This is a genomic window from Agrobacterium sp. P15N1-A (assembly GCF_044626815.1).
GTDB classification, from domain to species: Bacteria; Pseudomonadota; Alphaproteobacteria; order Rhizobiales; family Rhizobiaceae; genus Agrobacterium; species Agrobacterium leguminum.
In genome coordinates this window covers 125,219-150,508 of the sequence record NZ_JBIUPF010000010.1, presented here as the reverse complement: position 1 = coordinate 150,508, position 25,290 = coordinate 125,219, and the positions used below count along the sequence as shown (strand labels likewise).

Below are 25,290 nucleotides of genomic sequence, written 5' to 3'. Positions count from 1 at the left end.
ACCATGAGACACTGGTCTTTCATCACCTGTCTGCTCTCGGTCTTTGCGATCATGGGCCTGTTGACTGCACCCATGGCGCTGCCATCGGTAGCGGCAGCGATGATGGTTGAGCCGATGGCGCAAACGGATATGGCGGCGATGCCGGACGACATGTCCTGCTGCCCGGATCAGAAACAATCTGTGCCGGACTGCCAAAAATCCTGTCCGCTGGCGACCATTTGCATGGCCAAGTGCTTCCCGGGTATTGCGCAGCGGGAGTTTGGGATGCTGCGTCTAGAAACGCGCTCCAGTGTGAATCCATATAGCGATCCATATCGAGACCCTGCAACCGGCTACCCGCCGGATCGTCCACCAAGAGCCTGAATTCATCGTGTCCTTTTGGGACTTCAAACTGCTTGGCCCGGCCGGGCGGTTAATGCGTGGCTTTGCGCCATAGCCATCCCGTGCTTGCGCACGAACAAACGATGAATTCAGGAAAATCAACAATGACGCTTTTCACTTTTAGGCCTGCGGTTGCCGCAGCGCTGATCGGCCTGACCTTCGCGGGCCTCTCCTCCCAAGCCTGGGCTAAAATCCAGGATTATGAGTTCCAGCTCGTCAAAAACGAGATCAAGCCGGGAAATGCGGCCGAGATCGCCGTGCGCCTTGTCGACAAACGGTCCGGTCAGCTTGTCCCGGACGCCGTCATCTTCGCGCAGCGCGTGGACATGGCGCCCGACAGCATGGAGATGATGGCCGCGCCGATCGAGGCTCTGCCATCGGTCGAGCCGGGCATCTACCGTTTCAAGGCGCAGATTTCGATGGCAGGCGGCTGGCGTCTGTCGCTTGGCGCCAAGGTCCAGGGCGAGACCGACACACTCGAAAACAAACTCGAGTTCAAGGCCGTCGAATGAGAAGAGCCGGTCGAACCGGCCTCACCCTCGTCGCCATCATGGCGGCGGGGGCTGGAGGCCTGTGGGCCGGGCAGCGCGGTGTCGCGCTGCCTGACCTTTCATGGCTCCGTGCCGTCATCGGTGTCGAACGTGTCGCGGCGAAAGCCGAGACGCCGGCGGGCACAGGGTCGATCATTTACTATCGCGACCCGGATGGCCGCCAGGCTTATTCGATGACGCCGAAGGAGACCGCCGACGGGCGCGCTTTCGTGGCAGTGCGACAAAGCGAGGACATATCGTTCGAGACGGCCTCCGGGAAAACGGCCACCGCCCCGGGCACTGGCGAGCGCAAAATCCTCTATTATCGCAACCCTATGGGATTACCGGACACATCCAAAGTGCCGAAGAAGGACTCGATGGGCATGGATTACATTCCAGTCTTCGAGGGCGACGAGGCCGACAGCGGTATCGTTAAGGTCTCGTTGGGCAGGCTGCAAACAACCGGAGTGCGAACCGCAACGGCAGAGCGTATTGCGATTGAGCGCAAGGTGCGTGTGCCCGGCACGGTAGCCTTCGACGAACGGCGGACTCAGGTCGTTTCCATGCGGGTGGATGCCTTTATTGATAGCGTCTCCAGCGTCACAACCGGAGACCGTGTGGAAAAAGGGGATGACCTTTTCCATTTCTACTCGAAAGAGATCGCCAGGGCAGGAGCCGAGTATATCACGGAACTGCGCAGCGGTAGCAGACCGGATCTCGGTAGTGGCGCGGCGCTGCAGTTGCGCAATCTCGGCGTACCGGAAGAAACGATCCAGGCAATCGGCAAGGATCGATCCGTGCCCCGGAGCATAACCTATCTGTCACCCAGTGACGGCGTCGTGCTTGAACGTAGCGCCACCGCCGGCATGATGGCGGAAGCCGGCAACGTGCTGTTCCGGATTGCTGACACGTCCAGGATTTGGGTGATCGCCGACGTCCCGGAATATGATGCCGCCGCCATCCGTAAAGGCGCTCAAGCGACCGTCCGGGTGCGAAACCTGTCTGGCAAGGCGTTCGAGGGCACAGTCGACCTAATTTACCCAGAGCTTCAGGCCCAGACGCGGACGACCAGGGTGCGGATCGAACTTCCCAATCCGGAGGGGCTGCTCCTCTCCAATATGTATGCCGAAGTCGAGATTGCGGCCGGCGAGCCGAACCCCGTCGTCTCTGTGCCGAACAGCGCTGTCATCGACACCGGCGACCGCCAGATCGTCTTCATCGACAAGGGCGAAGGCCGCTTCGAGCCGCGTGACGTCGCTCTTGGTGTTCGCGGTGATGATCGAACGGAAATCACCAGGGGAATAGAAGTGGGTGAGAAGATCGTCGTTGCTGCAAACTTCCTGCTCGACGCCGAAAGCAACCTCAACGCAGCGCTCAATACGCTGACCGCCAGTGAGGGGCAGCCATGATCTCCAATCTTATTGCCTGGTCTGCCAGAAATCTCGTGCTGATCTTCGTCGGAGCTGCACTCGTGATCGCGGCGGGCATCTATTCCCTGCGCACGCTTCCGCTCGATGCCATCCCCGACCTCTCCGACGTGCAGGTCATCGTCTTCACCGATTATCCCGGTCAGGCACCACAGGTGGTCGAGGACCAGGTCACCTATCCGCTGACCACCTCGATGCTGACGGTGCCACGATCAAGGGTCGTGCGTGGCTTTTCCTTCTTCGGCGTCTCGTTCGTTTACGTGATCTTCGAAGATGGCACCGATCCCTATTGGGCGCGCAGCCGCGTGCTCGAATATCTGAATGCCGCCACAAGCCGCCTGCCGCAGGGTGTGTCGCCAAGCCTCGGCCCAGACGCGACCGGGGTGGGCTGGGTCTACCAGTATGCCCTCGTCGCCAGGGAACTGTCACTTGCCGAACTGCGCTCGCTGCAGGACTGGGTGGTGCGGTTCGCGGCGTCCAAATCAGAAGGCGTTGCGGAGGTCGCGAGCGTCGGCGGCTTCGTCAAGCAATATTCCGTCGTCGTCGATCCTGCCCGGCTCAAGGCCCAGAACGTGACGCTGAAGCAGATCACTGAGGCGGTCCGCGCCAGCAACCGCGATGTCGGTGGCCGAACCGTCGAGATCTCCGAGTTCGAGTTCATGGTCCGGGGCAAGGGCTATCTGCAGGGCATCAAGGATATCGAGAACATCGTGCTGATGACTGAAGGCGGCGCGCCGCTCCGCCTCGGCGACGTCGCACGGGTCGAGGTCGTTCCCGATGAGCGGCGCGGCATCACTGAGCTTAACGGCGAGGGCGAGGTTGCAAGCGGCATCGTGCTGCAGCGTTTCGGCGCCAATGCGCTGACCGTGATCGAGAATGCCAAAAGGAGCCTCGAGGCGATCAAGGACAGCCTGCCCGCAGGCACAGAGATCGTGCCGGTCTACGACCGCTCCGAACTGATAGAGGCCGCGATCGAAACGCTGAAGGGCACGCTCATCGAGGAGTCGATCGTCGTTGCGCTCGTCACGATCGCCTTTCTCCTCCATGTCAGAAGTGCGCTTGTCGCCATCATCATGCTACCGATCGGTATCCTGATGTCCTTTGTCGCCATGCGCACGCTTGGGATTGGAGCCAACATCATGAGCCTTGGCGGCATTGCGATCGCCATCGGTGCGATGATCGACGCTGCGATCGTCATGATCGAGAACGCCCACAAGCACCTGGAGCGCGCGCCGCCTGACAAATCCCGCACGGAAGTGCTGATCAAGGCAGCAAGCGAGGTCGGCCCGGCTCTGTTCTTCAGCCTGCTGATCATCACCGTATCGTTCTTGCCGATCTTCACGCTGGAATCGCAGGAGGGCCGGCTGTTCGGACCACTCGCCTTCACCAAGACCTTTGCCATGGCGGCGGCTGCACTTCTGTCGGTCACACTCGTGCCCGCGCTGATGGTCGTGTTCGTCCGCGGCAAAATCGTACCGGAGCATAAAAACCCGCTCAACCGTTTTCTGATATGGATTTACCGGCCGGTCATCTCGGTCGTTCTTCGGGCGAAGACAGTGACAATTCTGCTTGCTGTGGCGGCGCTCGCCGCCACCGTCTGGCCCGCACGCCATATCGGCAGTGAATTCATGCCGAGCCTGAATGAAGGCACACTCACGTATATGCCGACGACGTTGCCCGGCCTGTCGGTGACCAAGGCAGCGGAACTGATGCAGACGCAGGACCGCATCATCAAGTCGTTCCCCGAGGTCGAGACAGTGTTTGGCAAGGCAGGCCGGGCACTGACCGCCACCGATCCCGCGCCGACGGAGATGTTCGAGACGATCATCACCCTGAAACCGAAGTCCGAATGGCGACCGGGCGTGACGATCGACAGCCTGAAACAGGAGATGGATGCAGCCTTGCAGTTTCCCGGTGTTTCGAACGCCTGGACGATGCCTATCCGCGCCCGCATCGACATGCTGTCAACGGGCATCCGCACGCCGGTCGGCGTCAAGGTCTACGGCGCGGACCTGAAAGAGATGGAGCGGATCGCTCGCGATATCGAGACGGTCCTTAAAACCGTACAAGGCACATCGAGTGCTTATGCGGAGCGCGTGATCGGCGGCTATTACCTCGATATCGTTCCAGACCGGGTGGCGCTTGGCCGCTACGGCTTGAGTGTCAGTGACGTTCAGGATGTAGTGGGCACGGCGCTTGGCTCGGAGGTGGTCACCTCGACGGTCGAGGGCCGCGAACGATACGGCGTGGCGGTGCGTTATCCGCGGGCCTTGCGCAGTGATCCGCAGTCGATCGCCCGCGACGTCCAGGTTGCGCTTCCGGGCGGCGGCGCCGTGCCGCTCGGTGAAGTGGCTGAGGTGAAGCTGACGCGCGGCGCGACGACCATTCGAACGGAGAATGGCCAGCTTGCCGTCTATGTCTTCGTCGATATCGCCAATCGTGATCTCGGCGGTTATGTCGCTGAAGCGAAGGAAGCGGTTGCGAAGAGCGTGACGATGCCTGCCGGATATTCGGTCGGCTGGAGCGGCCAGTACGAGTATCTGGAACGGGCGAAGGCAAGGCTGGCGATCGTCGTCCCGCTCACGCTGGCACTGATCTTCCTGCTGCTCTATCTGAACTTCAAACGGCTCACCGAAACGCTGATCGTCATGTTGTCGTTGCCGTTTGCGCTCGTGGGCGGCATCTGGCTGATGTGGTGGCTGGGCTTCAATGCCTCGGTGGCCGTCGTCGTGGGGTTCATCGCCCTTGCAGGCGTTGCCGCCGAGACAGGCGTGATCATGTTGATCTATCTCGACCAGGCACTGAGAGAGCAGCGGGCCGTCTGCGAGGAGGAAAGGCAGGTGTTCACGCGCGCCGACCTGCGAGAGGCGATCATGGTCGGGGCGGTCGAGCGCGTCCGGCCGAAGATGATGACCGTCGTTGCGATTATGGCTGGACTGGTGCCGATCCTCTGGAGCACCGGAGCTGGATCGGAAATCATGCAGCGGATCGCCGTGCCAATGATCGGCGGTATGATCTCGTCGACGATCCTGACGCTCGCGGTGATCCCCGCTATCTACGGATTGGTCAAGGGCCGGCGGCTGTCGGAGAATTCCAACAGCCTATCGTCCAAGATCGAATCCGAGCTCACTCTTCTCAAGGCAGCGGAATAAGGGAGGATACCATGATGGACGATATGATGGGCAGAGGCATGATGTAGGGAATGGGGCTCGTGGGTGTCCTCGGGCTGATCGTGATCGGCCTGCTGATTGCGGCTCTTGTCAAATACCTGTTCTTCCGCTGAAGGCGGAGGACTGCTGCTTCGACCTCAGCCTGATACAAATCAGGGGCCGCAGCTCTCGCTGTAGAGCTGCGGCCCCGGTTAAAATTGCTTCAGCAGGAAAAAGGGCAGCGATTCAGCGAATTTGCATTTCAATGCCGTGCCTTTTTCGCCAGATCATCCAGGATCGGACAATCCGGACGATCATCGCCCTCACAATGCGCGATAAGGTGCTTGAGGGTTCGCTGCATGGTTTGAAGATTTTCGAGCTTCAGATCCAGGCCGGTTATGTGTGCTAAGGCCAGCGCTCTCACGTCCGCGCTTGTCCGGTGGCGGTCCTGCCACAAGGAGAGGAGTTGACGGATATCTTCCATCGAAAACCCCAGGTGACGGGCGCGGTGAATGAAACGTAGCGTTTGCACATCCTTCGTGTCGTAGGCACGGTAGCCGCATTCGGTGCGGCTGGCGGCCGGGATAAGGCCAGTCTCTTCGTAATACCGGATCATCTTGGCCGGTATGCCCGAAGCGGTTGCTGCTTGTCCGATGTTCATGTCAGCCTCCTATGGGCTTAGCCTCGATCGACTTGATGTCATTGTTTATTGCGCCGGTCTCGATGGTCGGGCGGAATCGCTTGAGCCGCAGTGCGTTGGTGACGACGAAGACGCTCGAAAATGCCATCGCCGCAGCGGCGAGCATGGGGGACAGCAGTACGCCGAAGGGTGGATAAAGAACGCCGGCCGCAACCGGAATCAATGCCGTATTGTAGGCGAAGGCCCAAAACAGGTTCTGCTTGATATTGCTCATCGTGCTCCGGCTAAGGCCGATCGCATTGGGCACTCCAGTCAGTTCGCCTGACATCAGGACCACATCCGCGCTCTCTATCGCCACGTCCGTACCGGTGCCAATGGCAACGCCCACATCGGCCTCGGCAAGAGCCGGTGCGTCGTTGATGCCATCACCGACGAACGCCACCTTGCGTCCGTGTTCCCTGAACCGGTGCAGCGCTGTCACCTTGCCGTCCGGCAGGACTTCGGCCACGACCTCATCGATCCCGAGCCGTCGGGCAATGGCTTCGGCCGTGCGCCGGTTGTCACCGGTGATCATCGCGATCTTCAGACCGAGCCGATGCAACGCTTCGATCGCCGCTGGCGTTGTGGGCTTGATCGGATCGGCCACCGCCAGGATCGCCGCCAATTGTCCGTCGATTGCCGCATAAAGTGGCGACTTACCCTCATCGCCAAGCCGCGCCGCGACACTTGAAAGATGCTCGATACCAATCCCGAGCCGGACCATCAGCCGGTCTGCCCCGACCGCGATCGCGCGGCCGCCGATTGTGGCGCTGACCCCAAACCCTGGAATCGCTTCGAACGCTTCGGGCGTGCCAACCGCAAGGCCAGCCTCCTTGGCCGCGTCCACGATGGCTTCGCCGATCGGATGTTCCGAGCGGGTCTCAACGGCGGCGACCAGTTCCAGAACCGTGTCACGCTCAAAACCGTTCGCAGTCACAAGGTCGGTCAGTTCCGGCCGGCCCTTGGTCAGCGTGCCGGTCTTGTCAAGCGCAATTACCTCCACCTGGCGCAGCGTCTGCAGCGCTTCGCCGTTGCGGAAGAGGATACCCATTTCCGCACCACGGCCGATACCGACCATGATAGAGGTTGGCGTCGCCAACCCCATGGCGCAGGGGCAGGCGATGATCAGTACGGTCACCGCCGCCGCCAGAGCAAAGGTCAGCGCCGGGTCGGGGCCAAAGCCGAACCAGACGAGGAAGGTAATCACCGCGATAGCCATCACCGCCGGCACGAACCAGGCCGTGACCTTGTCGACCAAGGCCTGAATCGGTAGTTTCGCCGCCTGTGCACGCTCCACCATCTGGATGATCTGGGCCAGCACGGTGTCCCTGCCGACCCTTGTAGCGCGGAAGGAGAACGACCCTGTCTTGTTGATCGTCGCGCCAACGACCGTATCGTTGGGCTTTTTGCCGACAGGCATTGGTTCGCCAGTGATCATCGACTCGTCGACGAAGGACGCCCCCTCTGTCACTTCGCCGTCGACAGCGATCTTTTCGCCTGGCCGAACCAGAACGAGATCGCCGACCCTGACCTCCTCGAGCGGCACTTCGAGTGTTTCGCCGTCGCGCTGAATCCTCGCTGTCCTGGCCTGCAAGCCCATCAGCCGTTTGATCGCCTCGCTGGTGCGGCCCTTGGCGTGCGCTTCCAGATAGCGCCCGAGCAGAATCAGGGTGGTGATTACCGCCGCCGCCTCGAAATAGACATGCCGCGTGCCCTCAGGCAGCAGGCCTGGCACGAACGTGGCCACGACCGAATACAGCCAAGCCGCCCCTGTACCAAGCGCGACCAGGGAATTCATGTCGGGTGCACGGCGCAAAAGCGCAGGAAGGCCTTTCTGGAAGAAGCGCAGACCCGGCCCGAACAGAATGATCGTCGTCAGCACGAACTGGAGATACCAACTTGCCTGCAGGCCGAGATAACTGAGGACAAAGGCCTCGATCGCCGGGATGAGATATGCGCCCATTTCCAGAGCAACGACGGGCACGGTCAGGAGAGCGGCAAGCAGAACGGCCCGCCTCAGACCGCGCGCTTCGCGTTCGCGGGCGTCGGCCTCCTGATCGACCGTTTCATCCAGGACCACACGGTGAGCGGTATAGCCAGCGCCGGCGACAGCTGTTTCGAGATCGGCAATGACAATCGTGCCGGATACGGCCTTCACCGTGGCCTTTCCGGTCGCGAGGTTCACCGCAGCGTCGGAAACGCCTGGAACGGTCTTAAGAGCCGTCTCGATCCGGTTGACGCAGGAGGCGCAACTCATCCCTTCGATCGAAAGATCGATGTTCTCGGTTCCGACCTCATAGCCAACATCCTTGATGGCCCGAACAACAGCATTCACGTCGGCCGGTTCGGAAAAGGTGACGTTTGCATGCTCGGTCGCGAGATTGACGGTCGCGGAACGCACCCCTGGAACGATGGAGAGGGCCTTCTCCACCCGGTTGACGCAGGACGCGCAATTCATGCCTTTGATAAAAAGGGAGAAGGAGCGGGGCCTAGCGCCGTCGGTCGAACTTCTCTCGTTGGATGCGATCAGGGAGACCATGGGATTCACTCCAATCCGGTTGATCGCAAGAAAAGATAAGGCTTCCAACGAGGGTAAGGTCAAGAGGCGATCACAGGCAATTCGAGATCAAATAATTGTGTTGGCCGCAGCTAAAATGGATAATGTTCCTATTCCGCGAAACTTGCAGGGGCCATCACTGACCTCCTTGATTTTGACCAGATTTGGCACCATTCTATACTTGCTATGAACAACTGGTCGATACGACGGATATTTGCGGTGATGCTGGCGGTCTTCGTGACGCTGGGTCTAAGCGCGTCTGTGGTTGGCGCAAGTGACATGGCGGTGAAGATGGCGACCTCATCTCATATGAGCGCCGCTGTTTACGGCGATTGCCATGATTGTGACGGTGGCCATTCCGACAAGAGCAAGCCGATGGTGTGCACGGTCGGTTGCGTCTCACCCGTATCCGTCGTGTTCCCGCATGTCGGGCAGACAACGATTTCCTTGGTCGGCACCAAGCTTCTCCCCCCAAAAATTGCTTTGCTGTTCGGGAGCACAGCTCCTCCTGATCCTTATCCCCCTCGATCCATCGATCTCGGCTGACGCTGCAGCGACCGATTTGACGGTTGATGCGAGCGTCTGAACGCGTTCGGGCGCTTCAGTGCGCAGGGACCTTTTGAAGGGTCCTCAGGCAATCATCGGCCGACGCGTCTCGTTCCCTATCGAAGATCGCGGAAGGATCGAAAGTGTTTACCAATACCAATTTCCATATCTCGCGCAGGAGCTTTCTCCTCGCGGGCGGCGGACTTGCCGCTGCGGGCCTTTTGCACTCGTGGCCGGCGCGCTCGGCGGACATCCGGGAGCTTCGGATTGCCGCAGTTCCGGCGCGGGTGCCGTTAACCGGCGAAACCCACCCATACACCGAAGTGTGGGCTTATGACACCAAGGTGCCTGGTCCCGTGTTGCGCTTGCGCCAGGGCGACCCTGTCCGCATCGTCGTCGAGAACCAGCTTACGCAGGAGACCACGGTGCATTGGCACGGCATCAGACTGCCGATAGCCATGGACGGCGTGCCGGGCCTCAGCCAGGCGCCAATCAAACCTGCTGAACGTTTCACCTACGAGTTCACGCCGCCCGACGCCGGCACGTTCTGGTATCACCCGCATGCCAACAGCCTGGAACAGCTCGGCCGTGGACTTGCCGGTGTCCTGATCGTTGAAGAGCAGGTTCCTGTCCCGGTAGACCGCGACATTTTATGGATGCTCTCGGATTGGAGACTGAACTCGGACGGCCAGATTGCGGCTGGTTTCGGGAACCACATGGAAGCGGCGATGTCCGGTCGGGTCGGCAATATAGTGACGTTGAATGGAGCCGTACCGGCCGACCAGCCGGTCAGAGCCGGCGAGCGGGTACGGCTGCGCCTCGTCAACGGATCGCTCGCCCGATTGATGGCGCTGCGTTTCGAGGGGCACCGCCCCGTTGTCGTAGCGGTCGACGGACAGCCCTGCGATCCGCATGAACCGGAGAATGGACGTGTCCTCCTCGGTCCGGCCATGCGTGTCGATGTGTTGCTCGACATGCAGGGCGAACCCGGACGCAGTTACGCAGTGACCGACGATTTTTATGACGGTCTCGGTTACACCTTGACGATGCTTGGCTATGCCGAAGGAGCGCCGGTCCGCGCCCATCCCTTCGATGTCGCGTTTCGTCTGCCACCAAACCCTCTGCCTGAGCCGGATCTTGCAACTGCGGAGCACCACGAGATCACGCTGCAAGGCGGCATGATGGGCGGCGGCAAACTTAGCGGCGTAGGTGGCATGTCCGGCATGGATGGCCCGGCCGCGTGGGCCATTGATGGCATGTCGATGACCGGGGACGGACAGGCCGGCATGCCACCTCTGTTCACGATCCAGCGTGGTCGTAGCGTCGTCCTCACCATCCGCAACGAAACCGCATGGTGGCATCCAATGCATTTTCACGGTCACAGCCTCAAGGTCCTGACACGCAATGGCTCGCCGGTCCCACATCGTCAATGGAAAGACACGATCCTGTTTGCGCCCAAGGACATCGTGGAATGCGCTTTCGTCGCCGACAATCCTGGCGACTGGATGCTGCATTGCCACGTCATGGACCACCAGATGGCCGGTTTGATGACCGTCCTTCGCATCGCCTGATTCTTGAACCCTTCACCGATGGAGACTGACATGAAACTCACCCTTCGCCTTGCAACCCTCGCCACCTTAATTGCGTTGCCGCTGCCAGCTCTTGCCGCGCCGATCCAGGCGGTGATGTATAAAAACCCGACTTGTAGCTGCTGTGAGACCTACGCGGCCTATCTTGAACAGAGCGGATTCAAGATCGAGCTCAAGCCAACCAACGACCTGACGCAAGTCAGCACGGCAGCAGGCGTGCCTGAACAATTGCAGGGCTGCCACACCATCATGGTCGACGGTTATGTCGTCGACGGTTTCGTTCCTGTCGATGTCGTTAAGAAAATGCTGACCGAACGCCCGGCCATCACCGGCATTGCGCTCGCTGGCATGCCGATGGGCTCGCCCGGCATGGGTGGCACAAAGACGGAAGCGTTCACCATCTACGCCTTCACCAAAGACGGCAAAGCCCCGACGGTCTACGCCGTCGAATAACTTGTGACTTCTAAGAGGAGATCCTCGATGACCCTACCAATCAAAACTGCACAAATCCTCAGACCACCCGTCGGGTCAAATACCCTGCGTTCATTGCTCAGCAATCGCCGGTTTCTGCTCGCCCTCGGCGCACTTGTCCTCATCCTCGGACTGGCCTTCAAGTGGAATTGGCTGGTCGCGGCAGGTATCGCGCCGCTGCTTCTGGCCGCGTTGCCATGTCTGGCCATGTGTGCACTTGGTCTTTGCATGCACAAAATGTCGAGTGGATCGGCCAATGCAGACGCGTCCTCAGCGTCATCGATCACCGGTTCTGCCCCACTTCAACTCGCGACCGATTCAAATGGCTTACCTGAGCCACAGGCCGCGTCCGAAGCAGCTATCGGGCCAAGCCGCGTCGCTGGAAAAAGCTGCTGCAAACACTGAAAGGAGAAGTCCCATGCGTAAGTCCTTACAAATCTTTGTCCTGGCATCGACCATTGCCGGTGGCCTTGGTTTTGCCATACCTCTCTATGCCCAAGACAATTCTTCGCCATCCAGTCAGCCCAAAGGCAACGAGATGATGGGCAGCGGCGACATGATGGGGATGATGACGCAAATGAACCAGATGATGGAGAACTGCAACAAGATGATGCAGACCTCCATGGACAAGGATCATGGCACTGGCGTCCCCAAAGACGCATCGCCCGCGCCCGAGAAGAAGGGCTGATACACAGCCGATCCGCGACGCGTATGCGTTCGCGGATCGGCTCGAAATCGTACGCTAAGCTTGAACTACGCGAGACCGCTTTACTAAGCGCACCTCAAAAAGAGCGTCGATGATTGGGCACTCGGGAACCTGGTCGCCGGTACATTTGGCCGCCATATCCGACATGGCCCGCTCCAGGCGCCGCAGATCGGCGATTTTCTGGCGGATATCCTTCAGATGCTCGATGGTCAGTGCGTGAACCTCCCGGCAGGTATAAGCATGCCCATCGACTAGGCGAAGCAGGCCACGCAATTCGTCGAGGCTGAAGCCGAGCTCCCGGCCGCGCCGCACGAAATGCAGCCGCCTGGTGTGGTCGTTGCCGTAAACGCGATAGCCGGCGGCGCTGCGTGCGGGCTTCGGCATGACGCCGATTTTCTCGTAATAGCGGATGGTCTCTATGTTGACGCCGCTGCGTTCGGACAGCACGCCGATCGAAAAGTCCTCAAGCTGTTTCATCGCAACCCCGCAAAATTCATCAAAATTTCCCGCTTGACCCTGTAGTCGCTACAGGCGCTAGGGTCACGATAGATCAATTGCGGGAGCATGTGAACGATGGCGCAGGACGAAACGCAGACGCTGGCAAATACAGCCGCAGAGCCCGTCGAAAAAGGCTTTGATCCGGCAGCACTGCTGTCGGTTGGCGGCATCGTGGCAGCACTGGGCGCGGCAACCTGTTGCGTGGTGCCTTTTGCCTTGTTCTTCGCCGGCATCAGCGGTGCGTGGATCGGCAATCTGACTGCGTTCGAACCCTACCAGCCTGTGTTCATCACGCTCGCGCTCGCCTGCCTAGGCTATGGCTTCTATCTCGTTTATCACAAGCCGGAAGCGGCCGATTGCGTCGAGGGCTCCTACTGCGCGCGCCCGTCATCTCATCGCAACGCCAAGATCGGTCTTTGGATCGCAACGGTTCTGATCATCATCGCCGTGGGTTTTCCCTACGCCGCCCGCCTTGTCCTCGATGCCTGATCCCACGGAGAGCCCCATGAAACTGTTCCCTCTTATTGCCCTCACTGCTTCCTTGCTGACCAGTGACCTTGCTTTTGCCGCTGAGCAGACCGTGACCTTGAATGTCGCCAATGCCACCTGCGAACTGTGCGGCCCGATCGTGAAGCGGGCCCTCGGCAAGGTGCCGGGCGTGCTTGCGGTTGACGTGTCGGAGGCGGCCAGCGGGGCAATTGCCAAAGTGCGCTTTGACGACAGCCAGGCGAATGTTGCCGCGCTGATCGCCGCAACCACCAATGCTGGCTATCCCTCCAGCGTTTCGCCGTAGGGAGGCCCAGCATGACGGATGGAAGGTTCATCGGCCTTGGCGATGTCGGGCTTCTCGCCGTCCTCTGCTGCGCCGCCCCATTTGTTTTAGTCGCCGTGGGCTCCTTTGGAATTTCCGCATGGTTGGCAGCGACCGGCTACGTCGTCGTCCCGATCGTTCTCGCTGTGATCGGGGTGGCGGGATTCTATTTCTACCGGCGCAGCCGTTCCGCCTCATCGGCCGATAACGGTGGCTGTTCGATCAACGACAAGACAACAAAGGTGAATTGAATGTGTGAAGCTTGCGACATCCCATCGTCCAGGAAGGGCAACGGCCGTTATGATCTTATAGTGGTCGGCGCCGGCTCAGCCGGGTTCTCCGCCGCGATCACGGCCGCCGAACAGGGCGCGCAGGTGGCTCTCGTCGGCCATGGCACGATCGGCGGCACCTGCGTCAACATTGGCTGTGTGCCCTCAAAGGCCCTGATCCGGGCGACGGAGGCCGTGCGGCATGCCAACGACGCGGCAGCCCGGTTCGATGGTATCGAAAGCGGCGCGCGCGTGGTCGATTGGGCGGCTCAGGTCGCGCAGAAAGACGCTCTGGTTTCCAGTCTGCGTCAGGCGAAGTACGCGGACCTCCTGCCCGAATACAACAATGTTGTCTACCGGGAAGGTCAGGCGCGTCTCGTTGACGGCGGTGTCGAGGTCGCGGGCCAGCGCCTCACCTCGGAGCGCATCATTATTGCAACCGGGGCACGGCCGTCGCTGCCGGACATACCGGGGATTGCCGATGTGTCGCCGCTCGACAGCACGACGGCGCTCGCATTGAACAAGCTGCCGCACTCGATGATCGTGCTCGGCGGCGGCTATATTGGCGTGGAGCTCGCACAGACCTTTGCACGGGCTGGTGTCGAAGTTACCCTCGTGTTCCGCAGTCGGCTTCTGCCTGAGGCCGAACCCGAAATCGGCTCAGCACTAGCGGGCTATCTCGCCGAGGAAGGGATCAGGATCGTCAGCGGGATCGCCTACGAGTCTGTCCGAAAGACGACTGAGGGGAGCGTTGCGCTCGGCATTTCCCGGAACGGCCAATCCGAAATCTTGACGGCCGAGAGGATTCTGGTGGCAACCGGCCGCAACCCCAACACCGAAAGCCTCGGTCTTGCCGAGGCCGGTGTAGACCTTGCTCCGACTGGCGCCATCATCGTTGACGACCGCATGCGCACATCGAAGGCTGGCGTCTATGCGGCCGGTGACGTGACCGGCAGGGATCAGTTCGTCTATATGGCTGCCTATGGCGCGAAGATTGCGGCCAAGAACGCGCTGAACGGCAATAGCCTGCGCTACGACAATGCAGCGATGCCTGCCGTCGTGTTCTCCGACCCACAGGTGGCGAGCGTCGGCCTGACCGAAGCGCAGGCGCAGGCCGCCGGATATGCTGCCCGAACGTCCGTCCTCTCACTCGACAACGTGCCGCGGGCGCTGGCGGCGCGCGACACGCGCGGCCTGGTCAAACTGGTGGCGGACGGGGCGACCCGGAAACTTCTTGGTGCGCACATTCTCGCGCCGGAGGGGGCCGACAGCATTCAGACGGCTGCATTGGCCATCCGCTGCGGCCTGACGATCGACGATCTGGCGGAGACGATCTTTCCCTATTTGACGACCGTTGAAGGGCTGAAGCTCGCGGCGCAGACCTTCGACCGGGACGTGAAGAAACTGTCCTGCTGCGCCGGATAGGGAACAGGCCGCCTCTACTCGCGCTCTCGTCAAACTGACCGCGAGCCATCATCCCGGACACGCATGATGGTCTGCCGGCTGGTTTCGAATTTTCTGGCGGCGGCTGAGATGCTCATGCCGCCGGCCAGGTCAGAAAGCACATCACGCTTCTGCTTCTCATTGAGCCGGGCGGGTCGGCCGAGGGCCTTTCCTTCGGACTTCGCACGCTTGAGGCCAGATTGGGTGCGCTCGATGAGCAGATCCCGCTCAAACTGAGCGACGGCATTGATGACGTTCATCGTCATCTTGCCGGCCGAACTCGCCAGGTCAACGCCGCCAAGGGCAAGGCAGTGCACCCGCACGCCGAGTTCCTCCAGCTTCTTGACGGTTGTGCTCACGTCGATCGCATCGCGGCCGAGTCGATCGAGTTTGGTGACGAGGAGTACGTCCCCGGCTTCGAGTTTATCCATCAGCCGGGCAAATCCCCGGCGCTTGGCTATGGCAACACTGCCGGAGACGGTTTCGGTGACAATACGGCGTGGTTCGACATGGAAGCCGGCGGCTTCGATTTCCTGAATCTGATTTTCGGTGGTCTGCCCGGTCGTGGAGACGCGGACATAGGCAAAGGTGCGTGGCATGGGTCAATTTTGTCCGAATAGGCTGTCCGAAATATCTGGCCTGTTCGAAAGCCTGTCAAGATAATTTGTGGACAGGTCATTTTGCCCCTGTACGGAATCGCTCGTTTTCGGACAGGAACCCTTGGCCCGTTCAGGGCGGCGTAAATGTAAAAGGAGTAGGTGTGTGGGACGAAGGAAGCTGATCAATGCGACGGAGGCGCAAAATCTACTCGGTCTCACCATCGATGAAGATAGTCTCATTCGGTACTACACACTCGATGCTGCCGATCGCCTCGAATGCGAATTGCGCCGACGCCCGCACAACAAGCTTGGTTTCGCTGTCCAGCTCTGCGTCATGCGACAGACCGGCCGGCTCCTGGGTGAAAATGAAGAGCCGCCATCAGCTGTCGTTCTATATGTGGCAGATCAGCTGGGTATCGAGCCGGGCTCATACTCCATCTATGCCCACCGTGCGCAGACCCGTTTTGACCATAGTCGATACCTGACGGATTATCTCGGCCTGCATGCCGCGAACCGAGATGATCGTCGAGCGGCCCTTCTTGCCGCGACCGAAGCTGCCGCCTCGGGTGACAAAGGATTGCCCATCGCCACGGCTGTCACTACTGCGTTTCGGGAGCGGAAGGCGCTGCTACCCTCTCAGCATTCCATCGAGAAGATCGGTATTGCCGCACGCGCCATTGCTCGCCGCCGCGCCGAGACTGCCCTGATCTCGGACCTTGATGCGAAAAAACTGGAAGCCCTCGACCGGCTCTTGGAAGTCGATCCGGCGATAGGCCACACACGCTTTCATTGGCTGCGATCGGCTCCGGACGCTCCGGGAGCAATGAACCTGGTCGGATTGACAGAGCGCATCGCGTTCGTGCGCGCACTCGGAATCGATCCTCGTTTGCAGGCCCGAATCCCTTTGGGACGGTGGGACCAGATGATCCGGGAGGGTGACGCTACACCGGCTTGGCTCGCCAGTGATTTCAACGCCAGCCGAAGGCGCGCGACAATCGTGGCGCAACTCATCAAGCTGGGCCAAAAACTCACCGACGATGCGGTGATGATGTTCATCAAGCTGATCGGCCGGCTGTTCTCGCAGGCCAGCAACCGGAAAAAGCAGCGTCACATGAACGCTCGCATGGAAACATCCAAAGCCCTGCGACTGTTCCTCGACACGATTCTAGCTCTGCAGGCTGCCAATGATGCCGACGAAGATGCGATCGAGACGATAAACCGGAAAGTCGGCTGGCATCGGCTGCTGCAGATCAAACCCGGCCTTGAAGCCATGGTGGAGGACGGGAATGCCTCACCTTTGTTGGTGGCCGCCGAGCAACATGCAAACGTCCGCAAGTTCGCGGGGGCCTTCCTTCAGGCGTTCACGTTCCACGCGCGCCGTCGGCACGATCCACTGATTGCGGCGATCGCCACCCTGAAAATGCTTTATGTCGAAGGGCGGCGTGTGCTGCCCGATCGTCTGCCTATCGGCCATTTGGGGCCGTCCGAGCGGAAACTGGTCTTCGAAGCAAGCAAGCCAGATCGACGGCTCTATGAAATTGCGACACTCGCTCTTTTGCGCGAACGGCTGCGCTCGGGCGATATCTGGGTAGACGGCAGCCGTTCATTCCGCCCGATAGACGAACATCTCATGCCTAAACCTGCCTTCGTCGCGCTGACAGAAGAAGGCAAGCTTGGTCTTGGCGTCCAGGCTGACGGTACTGCATGGCTGGCTGATGTCCGGCAAATGATGGACTTCAACCTCAAGCGCCTTGCTTACCGTGCTCGCAACGGAAAGCTTGAGGGTGTCCGGCTGGAGGCCGGAACCCTGATCTTGACGCCGCGGGCGAGCGACGTTCCTGCCGCGGTCGAGGATCTAAATGACGAAATCAGCGATATGTATCCTCTGGTCGAAGTCCCCGACCTTCTTCGAGAGGTGCATGAGTGGACTGGATTTGCCGACCAGTTCACTCATGTCCGGACGGGCGATGCACCACAGAACATCTCCGCGATGCTCGCCGGGGTGTTGGCGGATGGCACGAATCTCGGCCCGAAACGCATGGCGGGAGCCTCGAAAGGGATCAGCGCGCACCAGATCGGCTGGATGCGCAGTTTCCACGCCCGCTCCGAGACCTATCGCGCCGCGCAAGCCTGCGTGACCGATGCGCATACGCGCCATCCGCATTCGCAGTTATGGGGCGATGGGACAGCGGGATCGTCTGATGGGCAATTCTTCCGGGCCAGCGACCGGGCTGCCAAGCGCGGCGATGTCAACCTGCACTATGGCAGCGAGCCGGGATCAAAATTCTACAGTCATCTCTCCGACCAGTACGGTTACTTCGGCATATTGCCGATCAGCCCGACCGAGAGCGAGGCCGTCTATGTCCTCGATGGCCTGTTCGACCATGACACGATTCTGGAGATCGAAGAGCATTTTACCGATACCGGTGGCGCCAGCGATCATGTCTTTGCGCTGTTCTCCCTGATCGGCAAGCGCTTCGCTCCTCGGCTACGCAATATCAAGGACCGGAAATTCCACACCTTCGAGAAGGCCGATGCCTATCCAGCGTTGACCCAGCATATCGGCGCGCCGATCAACACCGGCATCATCCTTGAGCATTGGGACGACCTGCTGCATCTTGCCGCTTCGATCACGACGCGCACAGTTGCACCATCAACGATCCTCAAGAAGTTCTCCGCGTCATCGAAATCCAGCGATTTGGCCAAAGCGCTTCGCGAACTCGGCCGCATCGAGCGCACACTGTTCATGATTGAATGGTATTCCAGCCCGGCGTTACGCCGGCGGTGCCAAGCCGGGCTGAACAAGGGCGAAGCCGCCCACAAGCTCAAGCGCGCCGTCTTTTTCCACGAACGCGGTGAAATCCGCGATCGCTCCTACGATAGTCAGGCCTTCCGAGCTTCCGGCCTCAATCTCGTCGTGAGCGCCATCGTATACTGGAACACCGTTTATCTCAGCCGGGCTACTGCCCATTTGCGCCAGCAAGGCCGAATTATTCCCAACGAACTGCTGAAACACATCTCCCCGCTGAGTTGGGAACACATCAACCTCACCGGCATCTATTCCTGGGACGCCGAGCAGCAGATGTCAGAAGGGTTCAGGCCCTTGAGACACCCCCGTCGACTTGTACTTGCCGCTTGATGTTCTTACTTCGTTCGGCCTTAGCGTGTCTGATGGAACAGTTCTTGTTCCGCCCCCAGATTGAACGTCGAGAGGCACAATCCTGGACAGCGCCTGTGTCTTGCTCTGCATACATGTTTTTCGCACGGACATTCCCAGCCTCCTATTGACGGTTGCGTGTATTGATCCGCTCGACGCCAAACGCTTCGTTGAGCGCCGGCGACGGTATGCGCTCCTTCTTCGCCCCCAGCACGGTCGGCCCCATGGTGATCAGCAATTCATCGGTGCGCGTGCGGGTCGCGCCCAGTATACTTGGATTCGGATTGACGGTGACATCGGTGAACGTCCATGTCGGGGTCGCCGACATGCCGCCTGTCACCTGAAAGGACACTTTATGCGTGATCGTTTCGAAGGGACCGCCCTCGAGGTTCTCGGACAGCGTCCGGAAACCATCCCATGCCTGAAGGGAAGCCTGGAGACTGCTGGCGATCCCAAGATTGCCCGCGATCGGTTCGACCTCGTCGTTCAGCTTCGAGCAATCAATTTTTTTGCCTGCCTCATCGATGCTGTCACGAGAGGTGAGAAGCTCCTTGAACGGCAGGTAGTAGGTCATCGTCATTTCGCGAGTGCCGTTGGCCTCGGTCTGAACGCCGACTGTGGTCTTTAAGATTTCGGGGCCATTCAGCCATGAAATATTAGGGTTAAAGTTGCCCTTGTCATACGCTCTGATAGTCAGCGCGATCTTTGCAGCCCAGTCGTATAGCTGCTTCCTATTGGGGTCTTCAGGAGCATATTCCGTGGCCACTGCGTGGCGAAGTTCGCACCGGACATGCTGAGCGATCGAGCGAACGAAAAGTGCGAAATCTTCATCGCTTTTGTGACTGTAGTCCATAACGGGCAAGGTCGTCCCGCACGCGCTCAGCGCAGACGACAAGACCAGCATCCCCACAGCTCGAAATGAACTTCTACTCATTTGAATCCCCCCACCCGCGTTAACCATATTATCTCAGCGGAAAGTTGCAAGTCGTACTGAAATTTACCTGCGGAGGAGTAGCATCGGAGGTGGGGCGCTGGATGACTGCGGACCCGGCGCCGGAATTGGAAGACGTTGAAACGGGCAAGAAAGAGACCCGGAGCGATGCTTTACCCAGGATAGGCATGATCGTGCCATCGGTTCTGCTCGGGGCGCCGAAGCCAATATGAACAAACGGCTGAGGTGGCATTGGTCAAAGCTGAAACTGGCAGGAAGGGAGGCAAGGACGCGACCAAACATAACAAAGCTTCCCGGATTCAAACCTTGACCGCCGAGCGGGCGGTAAATGAGTCGGAGGATGCGAGATCTTTCGATCGACGGCTGGACGAAGGGCAAAACGACGTACACCGGGAGAACGGAGTGCTTGACAGCAAGATTGAGGACCTCATTCAGACCCGAGCGACACTGGCATTTACTCATCGCTTGTTTCAGCATTTTATCTCAGCCGCAGCCAGCCGGTTGTTCGGGGTAGATCATGACGTCACGTTCAATTCGCCTGCATCGGCTACTGGGTCCGGTCGCGGCCGCGTCAGCGGTTCTGGCCTTCACCGCATCGACGGTTCTCCCAGCGGAAACGGAGTGTGAAGGTCGAGGCCCCGACATAATCCTCAAAGCCTACCCTGCGGCGCAAAAAATTTCCGAGCGGGAGTTTAAGGTCGGAGGAGAAACCATCGCCTTGCCGGCCGACGGCGGCGACAACCCTCATGGATTGACCTGCCGGATCTGGCCGGCTCGCCCCGAGCTCATGCTCGTCGCGACTCCTCTCATGACGAGCCAGTCGGATAATGGAAACGAGGGCGATATCGAACTCCTCGTTGCCGATAGCGACAGTCTCAAGCCCAGGGCGCGGCTGCTGCTTCCAAACCTTCTCACCGACGACGCCATCTTCGTCTCAAACGTCGCCTTCGACACAGCGCGCTATCGCCTTTCACGCGACGACACCGCGTTCGGGTTGCGTATCGAGCGTCGGGGAAGCTCAAGGCCGAATCCTTTTGGAGAGACCACTCTGTGGCTCTTTGTCATCGACGACAGCGGCTTGAGGCCCGTGCTCGACAACCTCGTCGTTGCCGAGAGTCAGGGAGAATGGGATACCAACTGCGCTGGGGAATTCCACGCGACCGAACGCACGCTCGCCATGGGACGCCCCATGCCAGGTGGCTATTCCGACATTCTGGTCGCGGAGAAGATGACAAAGACCATCAGCTCACTAGCTCCGGATGGAACGTGCGTAGATACCAAAAGAACGGTCGCGAGCAAACGACATCTGCGCTTTCAGGGGGCCGGCTACGGCATCCCGACAGACCTCAAAAGGTCCGACTAGCGTTCTTGCAAGTCTATTGGCGAGATGACAGCCGGCGAACGTGGATACGGTTATGCGTGCGAGGGTCGAGTATCACGCGACATACGTAGGCTTTGAAAAGCCTCAACAGCAAATGCAACCTCAAGACCACACCCGATAAATGAAATTCGTTCGTGGATTGCGAACGCGTGATGTCGAGGAACTGCTTTTGATCGGGTATAGTCCTGGCACCGGGGGGATTCGATGTACTTAAAAAAAATCAAGCTTGCGAACTTTCGTTCGTTCCATGAGGCCGAGGTCGAGCTTCAAAAGGACCTTACAGTTTTCGTTGGGGAAAATAACGGCGGCAAGAGTAACGCGATCGATGCCATGCGGCTTTTGACGGTTCCTCTTAGTGGCCGCCGGGAGATCTACTGCGAGGGGACTGATGTCCGCTTTCAAAGCACGCGACCGGATTTCGAGATTATTGGCGAATTCGAGGAACTGTCCACCGGTCAGCAAGGCCGGCTAATTTCAGCGGCTACGGACACCTCCCTCACGCGTGCCGCGTTCGGTTTGCACTTCGACGCGAGCCGCGTCGGCGCCAGGCCGACGTTGTGGGCAGGAAAAGATGGCAACACGCCGGAGCCAGGTTGCCATGACGTGATACGCCACGTCTATCTTCCCACCTTGAGAGATGCGAAGCGATCGCTCGCGTCCGGAAATCCGACCCGGATCATGGCTCTCCTCACGCATTTCCTCGACGGATCGTCGCCAGCGCAACTAGCCAAGGATCTGGCACGCACTCGCTCACACGACATACTTCAAAAGGTCGACGGTGCCGTCGACAAGGGGCTACAAGCCCTTACCTCGGGCGTGCGGCGGCAGGCCGCATCCCTTGGGTTTGCATCGGATGAAGCCCTGGTCGATATCGCTCGCGACCTTCGCTTCAAGCTGGCCGATCATGGTGTGGATCCAGAAGATCTGCGATATTCCGGACATGGTTACGCCAACCTGTTGTTCATGGCGACCATTGCGGTCGAACTCGAAAAAGTTCGGTCGGCCGACCTAACCCTTTTTCTGGTGGAGGAGCCAGAAGCACACTTGCACCCTCAGCTCCAGGCGGCCGTCCTGTCGTTTCTTCGCGATCAGGCCGCCCTCTCTCGGTCGACACCGCCTGACGATGGATCCTTTGCCGGCGAGCTTCAAGTTGTCGTCGCGACACACTCGCCGAACCTATCCGCATGGGTGGCTAACGAGAGACTAGTCTTGTTCAAGTCGGTCGCAGTGCCAGTACCTCTCTCGGACAATCACAAAGCGGACCCCGATCCACAGTTGGCCGATGCGGCTGTGATCGAGAGCAGCGCAACGTCCGAGACCTCCCCCTCAGAGGAAGTGAACGAAGGCGTTGTCGTAGCGACGGTGACAGCCGCAGCAATGCGCAGATCGACGCGTGTCATTCCGCTTTGCAAGCTCCCCCTTGACGACGGCGAACGCCGGAAAATCGATCGCTATCTCGACGTCACCAAAGCCGCACTCCTCTTTGGCGGTCGCGTGCTCCTCGTCGAGGGGATCGCGGAGGCTTTGTTGCTTCCCATTATCGCGAAACACCACACTTTGAAGGGTCACCGGGAAAAGCTGCGGCTATTCATGTCGACCGTCTTCGTGCCCATCGACGGCGTCGACTTCGCGCCATATATAAAGTTGCTGCTGACGTCGATAAACGACGCCCGCATTGCCGATCGACTTGTCGTTATGACGGATGGCGACAGAGCCGCCGAGGAAAGTGAGCAAGACGACGGTCATGCTCAGGACGAGATCGATGAGAGCGCTGGGGTCGGCCCAACACTTGGATCGGATGACACCGCTGAGAGTGCCTTAGTCCATGAAGGGGTCGCGCAAGCGCTCGACGGGGAAATGGATGAAGCTGTCACGCAGGCACAAACTGTCGATCCCGTCATCCCCGGAGAGCGGCGCAAGAAAGAATTCGACGATCTGGCGACGGAGCTTGGGGGGATTGATCACTTCAAGGCGATAGCCAGCACCTACTCCTTGGAAACCGAACTAATCGAGGCTGGGAACATCGACATTCTCCGCAACGTATACCTCGATCTTCATCCGAGGTCTCGACGGAAGTGGGACAACGCTGTTGGTTTGTCGGGCGACGCCCGAGCGAAAGCGATCCACAAAATCTTCAAGACGACCCGAAAAGGCGACTTCGCCCAGATGCTGGCCAAGCGAATCGAGGACGGCGAAGCCTTCAACGTTCCTGGCTACATTGGCGACGCGATCGAGGCGGTGGTCTCGTGACCCAGAAGTCTTTCAAACCGACTGATGAACAGAGGACGATCATCAACCACACGGGGTCCGCTTTCATCACCGCCTGCCCGGGGGCCGGGAAAACACGCACCCTCGTCGAGCGGGCGAGGACGGTACTGCAAGACGGGAAACTCCGACGCGGCATCGCCTTTCTCTCTTTCACAAACGCAGCGGTCGAAGAGCTCGAAGCTCGCCTGCGAGGACTACGTGTCCTGCCAACGCCGCTCTTCCCGAGTTTCATCGGAACATTTGACAGGTTCCTCTGGCAGTTCCTGATTCAACCGTTCGGAATCCCAGGCAGTGCCGCTCTACCCCGCCTCATCCCTGACAAATCCGAGTGGGAAATAGTGCCGTTCCCCAACGCTCAGGCGCTGCCCTTTCGCGTGTTCGACAGAGGCACCGGAGACGCCGATGAGGATTTGTTGAAAGAAGCGGGCTTCGATGTCGAGACCCGCAATGTAACCGCGTGGGAAACGGCGGCAATCCGAACGCAGAAGAATGCTCTGGCCAAGGGGATGATCGACTTCGACGACGTGCGATGGATCGTGTCACAGCGATTGAGTGATAGCAATTTTCGAGATCGAGTAGGAAAGGCGCTGGCCGCTCGCTTTTGCGAGGTAATCGTCGATGAAGCTCAGGACTGTAATCCGGCGGATCTTGACATCGTCGCTTGGCTGAGAGGAGCCGGTATCGCGATCAAAGTCATTTGCGATCCGCACCAATCGATCTACCAGTTTCGGGGCGGGGTTACCGATGAGCTGATGAAATTTGCGAAGACGTTCCCTGACGATCAGCAGCTATCGATGACAGGCAATTTTCGATCATCGCCTGCGATCTGCTCAGCAGTCGTGGCACTGAAGCCACCTGGCGGTGCGGCAACAATCGACAAACCGCTCGGCCAGCACAAGCATGACCTTACGCCGGTTCATATCCTATCCTATCCGGGTACGAAAGTAACGGCGGCGATTGGCGCCGCCTATCAGAAGATCGCCGAGCGATACAAAATCCCATTGGACGCCGCGCCGGTCATCGCCTCTACACGACCGAGCGGAAGTAACGCCATCGGCCAACCGACGGTTGGCCGAACCAAGGAAATGACGTTGCTTCTCGCGGAGGCGGCGATGCAATATCACTTTGCCTTTGCTTCAGGAAACCGCAAGGAGGCGCTTGTCAATTTGCATCGCACGATACTCTACGTGCAAGATCGGATCCCATCGCTCGGAAGTTATCATGCCCACGTCGCTGAGACGGGCCTTGACGATGGTCAGTGGCGTCCTGCGGTCATCGCGATAGCAAATGATCTCGGTGTCCGCGAGGGCGAGACGGCAGACGATTGGCTGGCTCGTGCACGATCTATACTTAGCCCTGGCCTCGTCGGCACGCGGAAAATTGGCCAAAGATTGAGGAGGCATAATGACCTCGGCTCCGTTCTTTCCAGGCCGCCACGCCAATCATCTGCAGCCAGGACAATCCATTCGGTAAAGGGCATGGAATTTCCTGCGGTCTGCGTGGTCATGACCACCCAGACCAGTGGTGGAATCCTCGACTTCCTCGAGGGAGGGTCGGCCGTCAAATGGGAAGAAGATGCTCGAAAAATTTACGTTGCGGCCTCTCGCGCCGAACGGCTTCTCGTGGTCGCCATTCCGCATAGCCGTGTCGTGCGTTTAAAAGCTTTGCTCGAAAGGCACGGCTGTAGCCTTGAGGTAACAGAACTGGCGAGAGATGCATGAACTACCGATGGTCTACGTGCGAGCTGACGGGCTTAATGTTGCCCGGGAACGAACATCGCGAGATAGCCGAAGATCCCTTACTCCGTGGCAAAGTCCCCCGAGACGTTTTCTGTTATCCGCTTGTAAATTCCTGGCGGAAGACAATCTGGTCCCTCC

Annotated in this window: 22 protein-coding genes; 17 read left to right on the top strand and 5 right to left on the bottom strand. The window is 59.5% G+C overall.

The window, feature by feature from the left end; all coding sequences use genetic code 11:
- The first annotated feature begins 3 nt into the window (after positions 1 to 3).
- From ACIK7D_RS26120 to ACIK7D_RS26105, 4 genes are all read left to right on the top strand, one after another.
- Positions 4 to 363 carry a hypothetical protein gene (locus ACIK7D_RS26120; protein ID WP_400157952.1) on the top strand — a complete coding sequence of 120 codons (360 nt, stop codon included), beginning with the start codon at positions 4 to 6 and terminating at the stop codon, positions 361 to 363.
- A gap of 122 nt (positions 364 to 485) precedes the next feature.
- Positions 486 to 893 (top strand): FixH family protein, encoded by a 408-nt coding sequence (locus ACIK7D_RS26115; protein ID WP_400157951.1) that lies wholly within the window; start codon positions 486 to 488, stop codon positions 891 to 893.
- On the top strand, positions 890 to 2,320 hold the full coding sequence (locus ACIK7D_RS26110; RefSeq protein ID WP_400157950.1) for an efflux RND transporter periplasmic adaptor subunit: 1,431 nt from the start codon (positions 890 to 892) through the stop codon (positions 2,318 to 2,320). The genes ACIK7D_RS26115 and ACIK7D_RS26110 overlap by 4 nt, the downstream gene beginning before the upstream one ends.
- On the top strand, positions 2,317 to 5,490 hold the full coding sequence (locus tag ACIK7D_RS26105; RefSeq protein WP_400157949.1) for an efflux RND transporter permease subunit: 3,174 nt from the start codon (positions 2,317 to 2,319) through the stop codon (positions 5,488 to 5,490). Before ACIK7D_RS26110 ends, ACIK7D_RS26105 begins: the two co-directional genes overlap by 4 nt.
- A gap of 259 nt (positions 5,491 to 5,749) precedes the next feature.
- Here the strand turns inward: ACIK7D_RS26105 and cueR are convergent, their stop codons facing one another.
- Both cueR and ACIK7D_RS26095 read right to left on the bottom strand, forming a co-directional pair.
- Positions 5,750 to 6,148, bottom strand: a complete 399-nt coding sequence (cueR, locus tag ACIK7D_RS26100; protein ID WP_400157948.1) for a Cu(I)-responsive transcriptional regulator — start codon at positions 6,146 to 6,148, stop codon at positions 5,750 to 5,752.
- Position 6,149: 1 nt separating this feature from the next.
- Positions 6,150 to 8,705, bottom strand: a complete 2,556-nt coding sequence (locus tag ACIK7D_RS26095) for a heavy metal translocating P-type ATPase (protein WP_400157947.1) — start codon at positions 8,703 to 8,705, stop codon at positions 6,150 to 6,152.
- A gap of 240 nt (positions 8,706 to 8,945) precedes the next feature.
- On the opposite strand from ACIK7D_RS26095, the gene ACIK7D_RS26090 reads away from it, so the two are divergent.
- The 5 genes from ACIK7D_RS26090 to ACIK7D_RS26070 all read left to right on the top strand — a co-directional run bounded on the left by ACIK7D_RS26090 (position 8,946) and on the right by ACIK7D_RS26070 (position 12,017).
- The gene (locus ACIK7D_RS26090) at positions 8,946 to 9,269 is read left to right on the top strand and encodes a hypothetical protein (RefSeq protein ID WP_400157946.1); all 324 of its coding nucleotides are present in this window, start codon (positions 8,946 to 8,948) and stop codon (positions 9,267 to 9,269) included.
- Positions 9,270 to 9,412: 143 nt separating this feature from the next.
- Complete coding sequence (locus tag ACIK7D_RS26085) at positions 9,413 to 10,840, top strand: multicopper oxidase family protein (RefSeq protein ID WP_400157945.1); 1,428 nt, start codon at positions 9,413 to 9,415, stop codon at positions 10,838 to 10,840.
- 30 nt (positions 10,841 to 10,870) lie between these two features.
- Positions 10,871 to 11,311 (top strand): DUF411 domain-containing protein, encoded by a 441-nt coding sequence (locus tag ACIK7D_RS26080; protein WP_400157944.1) that lies wholly within the window; start codon positions 10,871 to 10,873, stop codon positions 11,309 to 11,311.
- A gap of 27 nt (positions 11,312 to 11,338) precedes the next feature.
- Positions 11,339 to 11,734, top strand: coding sequence for a hypothetical protein (locus ACIK7D_RS26075; protein ID WP_400157943.1), 396 nt, complete (start codon positions 11,339 to 11,341; stop codon positions 11,732 to 11,734).
- A 13-nt stretch (positions 11,735 to 11,747) separates the two neighbouring features.
- Positions 11,748 to 12,017 carry a hypothetical protein gene (locus ACIK7D_RS26070; protein WP_400157942.1) on the top strand — a complete coding sequence of 90 codons (270 nt, stop codon included), beginning with the start codon at positions 11,748 to 11,750 and terminating at the stop codon, positions 12,015 to 12,017.
- A 54-nt stretch (positions 12,018 to 12,071) separates the two neighbouring features.
- Here ACIK7D_RS26070 and ACIK7D_RS26065 read toward each other — a convergent pair whose 3' ends face one another.
- Positions 12,072 to 12,512: a helix-turn-helix domain-containing protein gene (locus ACIK7D_RS26065; RefSeq protein WP_400157941.1), complete on the bottom strand. Its 441-nt coding sequence runs from the start codon at positions 12,510 to 12,512 to the stop codon at positions 12,072 to 12,074.
- A 96-nt stretch (positions 12,513 to 12,608) separates the two neighbouring features.
- Between ACIK7D_RS26065 and ACIK7D_RS26060 the strand changes: the two genes are divergently transcribed.
- Genes ACIK7D_RS26060 through merA form a run of 4 tightly spaced genes read left to right on the top strand, consistent with a single transcriptional unit; the run spans position 12,609 to position 15,038 of the window.
- Positions 12,609 to 13,022 (top strand): mercuric transporter MerT family protein, encoded by a 414-nt coding sequence (locus ACIK7D_RS26060; RefSeq protein WP_400157940.1) that lies wholly within the window; start codon positions 12,609 to 12,611, stop codon positions 13,020 to 13,022.
- 16 nt (positions 13,023 to 13,038) lie between these two features.
- Positions 13,039 to 13,326 carry a cation transporter gene (locus ACIK7D_RS26055; RefSeq protein ID WP_400157939.1) on the top strand — a complete coding sequence of 96 codons (288 nt, stop codon included), beginning with the start codon at positions 13,039 to 13,041 and terminating at the stop codon, positions 13,324 to 13,326.
- An 11-nt stretch (positions 13,327 to 13,337) separates the two neighbouring features.
- Positions 13,338 to 13,595, top strand: a complete 258-nt coding sequence (locus tag ACIK7D_RS26050) for a hypothetical protein (protein WP_400157938.1) — start codon at positions 13,338 to 13,340, stop codon at positions 13,593 to 13,595.
- On the top strand, positions 13,596 to 15,038 hold the full coding sequence (gene merA / locus ACIK7D_RS26045) for a mercury(II) reductase (RefSeq protein ID WP_400157937.1): 1,443 nt from the start codon (positions 13,596 to 13,598) through the stop codon (positions 15,036 to 15,038). It abuts the gene before it with no gap.
- A 29-nt stretch (positions 15,039 to 15,067) separates the two neighbouring features.
- On the opposite strand, the gene ACIK7D_RS26040 is transcribed toward merA, so the two are convergent.
- Entirely contained in the window at positions 15,068 to 15,655 is a 588-nt protein-coding gene (locus ACIK7D_RS26040; RefSeq protein WP_400157936.1) for a recombinase family protein, read from the bottom strand.
- Positions 15,656 to 15,818: 163 nt separating this feature from the next.
- Between ACIK7D_RS26040 and ACIK7D_RS26035 the strand changes: the two genes are divergently transcribed.
- Complete coding sequence (locus tag ACIK7D_RS26035; RefSeq protein ID WP_400157935.1) at positions 15,819 to 18,794, top strand: Tn3 family transposase; 2,976 nt, start codon at positions 15,819 to 15,821, stop codon at positions 18,792 to 18,794.
- A gap of 142 nt (positions 18,795 to 18,936) precedes the next feature.
- On the opposite strand, the gene ACIK7D_RS26030 is transcribed toward ACIK7D_RS26035, so the two are convergent.
- Positions 18,937 to 19,746: a hypothetical protein gene (locus ACIK7D_RS26030; RefSeq protein ID WP_400157934.1), complete on the bottom strand. Its 810-nt coding sequence runs from the start codon at positions 19,744 to 19,746 to the stop codon at positions 18,937 to 18,939.
- Positions 19,747 to 20,281: 535 nt separating this feature from the next.
- Here ACIK7D_RS26030 and ACIK7D_RS26025 point away from each other — a divergent pair.
- The 3 genes from ACIK7D_RS26025 to ACIK7D_RS26015 all read left to right on the top strand — a co-directional run bounded on the left by ACIK7D_RS26025 (position 20,282) and on the right by ACIK7D_RS26015 (position 25,134).
- Complete coding sequence (locus ACIK7D_RS26025) at positions 20,282 to 21,127, top strand: hypothetical protein (protein WP_400157933.1); 846 nt, start codon at positions 20,282 to 20,284, stop codon at positions 21,125 to 21,127.
- 222 nt (positions 21,128 to 21,349) lie between these two features.
- Positions 21,350 to 23,395 carry an ATP-dependent nuclease gene (locus tag ACIK7D_RS26020; protein ID WP_400157932.1) on the top strand — a complete coding sequence of 682 codons (2,046 nt, stop codon included), beginning with the start codon at positions 21,350 to 21,352 and terminating at the stop codon, positions 23,393 to 23,395.
- Complete coding sequence (locus tag ACIK7D_RS26015) at positions 23,392 to 25,134, top strand: UvrD-helicase domain-containing protein (RefSeq protein ID WP_400157931.1); 1,743 nt, start codon at positions 23,392 to 23,394, stop codon at positions 25,132 to 25,134. Before ACIK7D_RS26020 ends, ACIK7D_RS26015 begins: the two co-directional genes overlap by 4 nt.
- Positions 25,135 to 25,290: the final 156 nt, after the last annotated feature.

Excerpts from the sequence above, each read along its gene's own strand:
- ACIK7D_RS26120 (WP_400157952.1), top strand. The coding sequence starts at position 4 with ATGAGACACTGGTCTTTCATCACCTGTCTGCTCTCGGTCTTTGCGATC.
- ACIK7D_RS26115 (WP_400157951.1), top strand. The coding sequence starts at position 486 with ATGACGCTTTTCACTTTTAGGCCTGCGGTTGCCGCAGCGCTGATCGGC.
- ACIK7D_RS26110 (WP_400157950.1), top strand. The coding sequence starts at position 890 with ATGAGAAGAGCCGGTCGAACCGGCCTCACCCTCGTCGCCATCATGGCG.
- ACIK7D_RS26105 (WP_400157949.1), top strand. The coding sequence starts at position 2,317 with ATGATCTCCAATCTTATTGCCTGGTCTGCCAGAAATCTCGTGCTGATC.
- cueR (WP_400157948.1), bottom strand. The coding sequence starts at position 6,148 with ATGAACATCGGACAAGCAGCAACCGCTTCGGGCATACCGGCCAAGATG.
- ACIK7D_RS26095 (WP_400157947.1), bottom strand. The coding sequence starts at position 8,705 with ATGGTCTCCCTGATCGCATCCAACGAGAGAAGTTCGACCGACGGCGCT.
- ACIK7D_RS26090 (WP_400157946.1), top strand. The coding sequence starts at position 8,946 with ATGCTGGCGGTCTTCGTGACGCTGGGTCTAAGCGCGTCTGTGGTTGGC.
- ACIK7D_RS26080 (WP_400157944.1), top strand. The coding sequence starts at position 10,871 with ATGAAACTCACCCTTCGCCTTGCAACCCTCGCCACCTTAATTGCGTTG.
- ACIK7D_RS26075 (WP_400157943.1), top strand. The coding sequence starts at position 11,339 with ATGACCCTACCAATCAAAACTGCACAAATCCTCAGACCACCCGTCGGG.
- ACIK7D_RS26070 (WP_400157942.1), top strand. The coding sequence starts at position 11,748 with ATGCGTAAGTCCTTACAAATCTTTGTCCTGGCATCGACCATTGCCGGT.
- ACIK7D_RS26065 (WP_400157941.1), bottom strand. The coding sequence starts at position 12,512 with ATGAAACAGCTTGAGGACTTTTCGATCGGCGTGCTGTCCGAACGCAGC.
- ACIK7D_RS26060 (WP_400157940.1), top strand. The coding sequence starts at position 12,609 with ATGGCGCAGGACGAAACGCAGACGCTGGCAAATACAGCCGCAGAGCCC.
- ACIK7D_RS26055 (WP_400157939.1), top strand. The coding sequence starts at position 13,039 with ATGAAACTGTTCCCTCTTATTGCCCTCACTGCTTCCTTGCTGACCAGT.
- ACIK7D_RS26050 (WP_400157938.1), top strand. The coding sequence starts at position 13,338 with ATGACGGATGGAAGGTTCATCGGCCTTGGCGATGTCGGGCTTCTCGCC.
- merA (WP_400157937.1), top strand. The coding sequence starts at position 13,596 with ATGTGTGAAGCTTGCGACATCCCATCGTCCAGGAAGGGCAACGGCCGT.
- ACIK7D_RS26040 (WP_400157936.1), bottom strand. The coding sequence starts at position 15,655 with ATGCCACGCACCTTTGCCTATGTCCGCGTCTCCACGACCGGGCAGACC.
- ACIK7D_RS26030 (WP_400157934.1), bottom strand. The coding sequence starts at position 19,746 with ATGAGTAGAAGTTCATTTCGAGCTGTGGGGATGCTGGTCTTGTCGTCT.
- ACIK7D_RS26025 (WP_400157933.1), top strand. The coding sequence starts at position 20,282 with ATGACGTCACGTTCAATTCGCCTGCATCGGCTACTGGGTCCGGTCGCG.
- ACIK7D_RS26020 (WP_400157932.1), top strand. The coding sequence starts at position 21,350 with ATGTACTTAAAAAAAATCAAGCTTGCGAACTTTCGTTCGTTCCATGAG.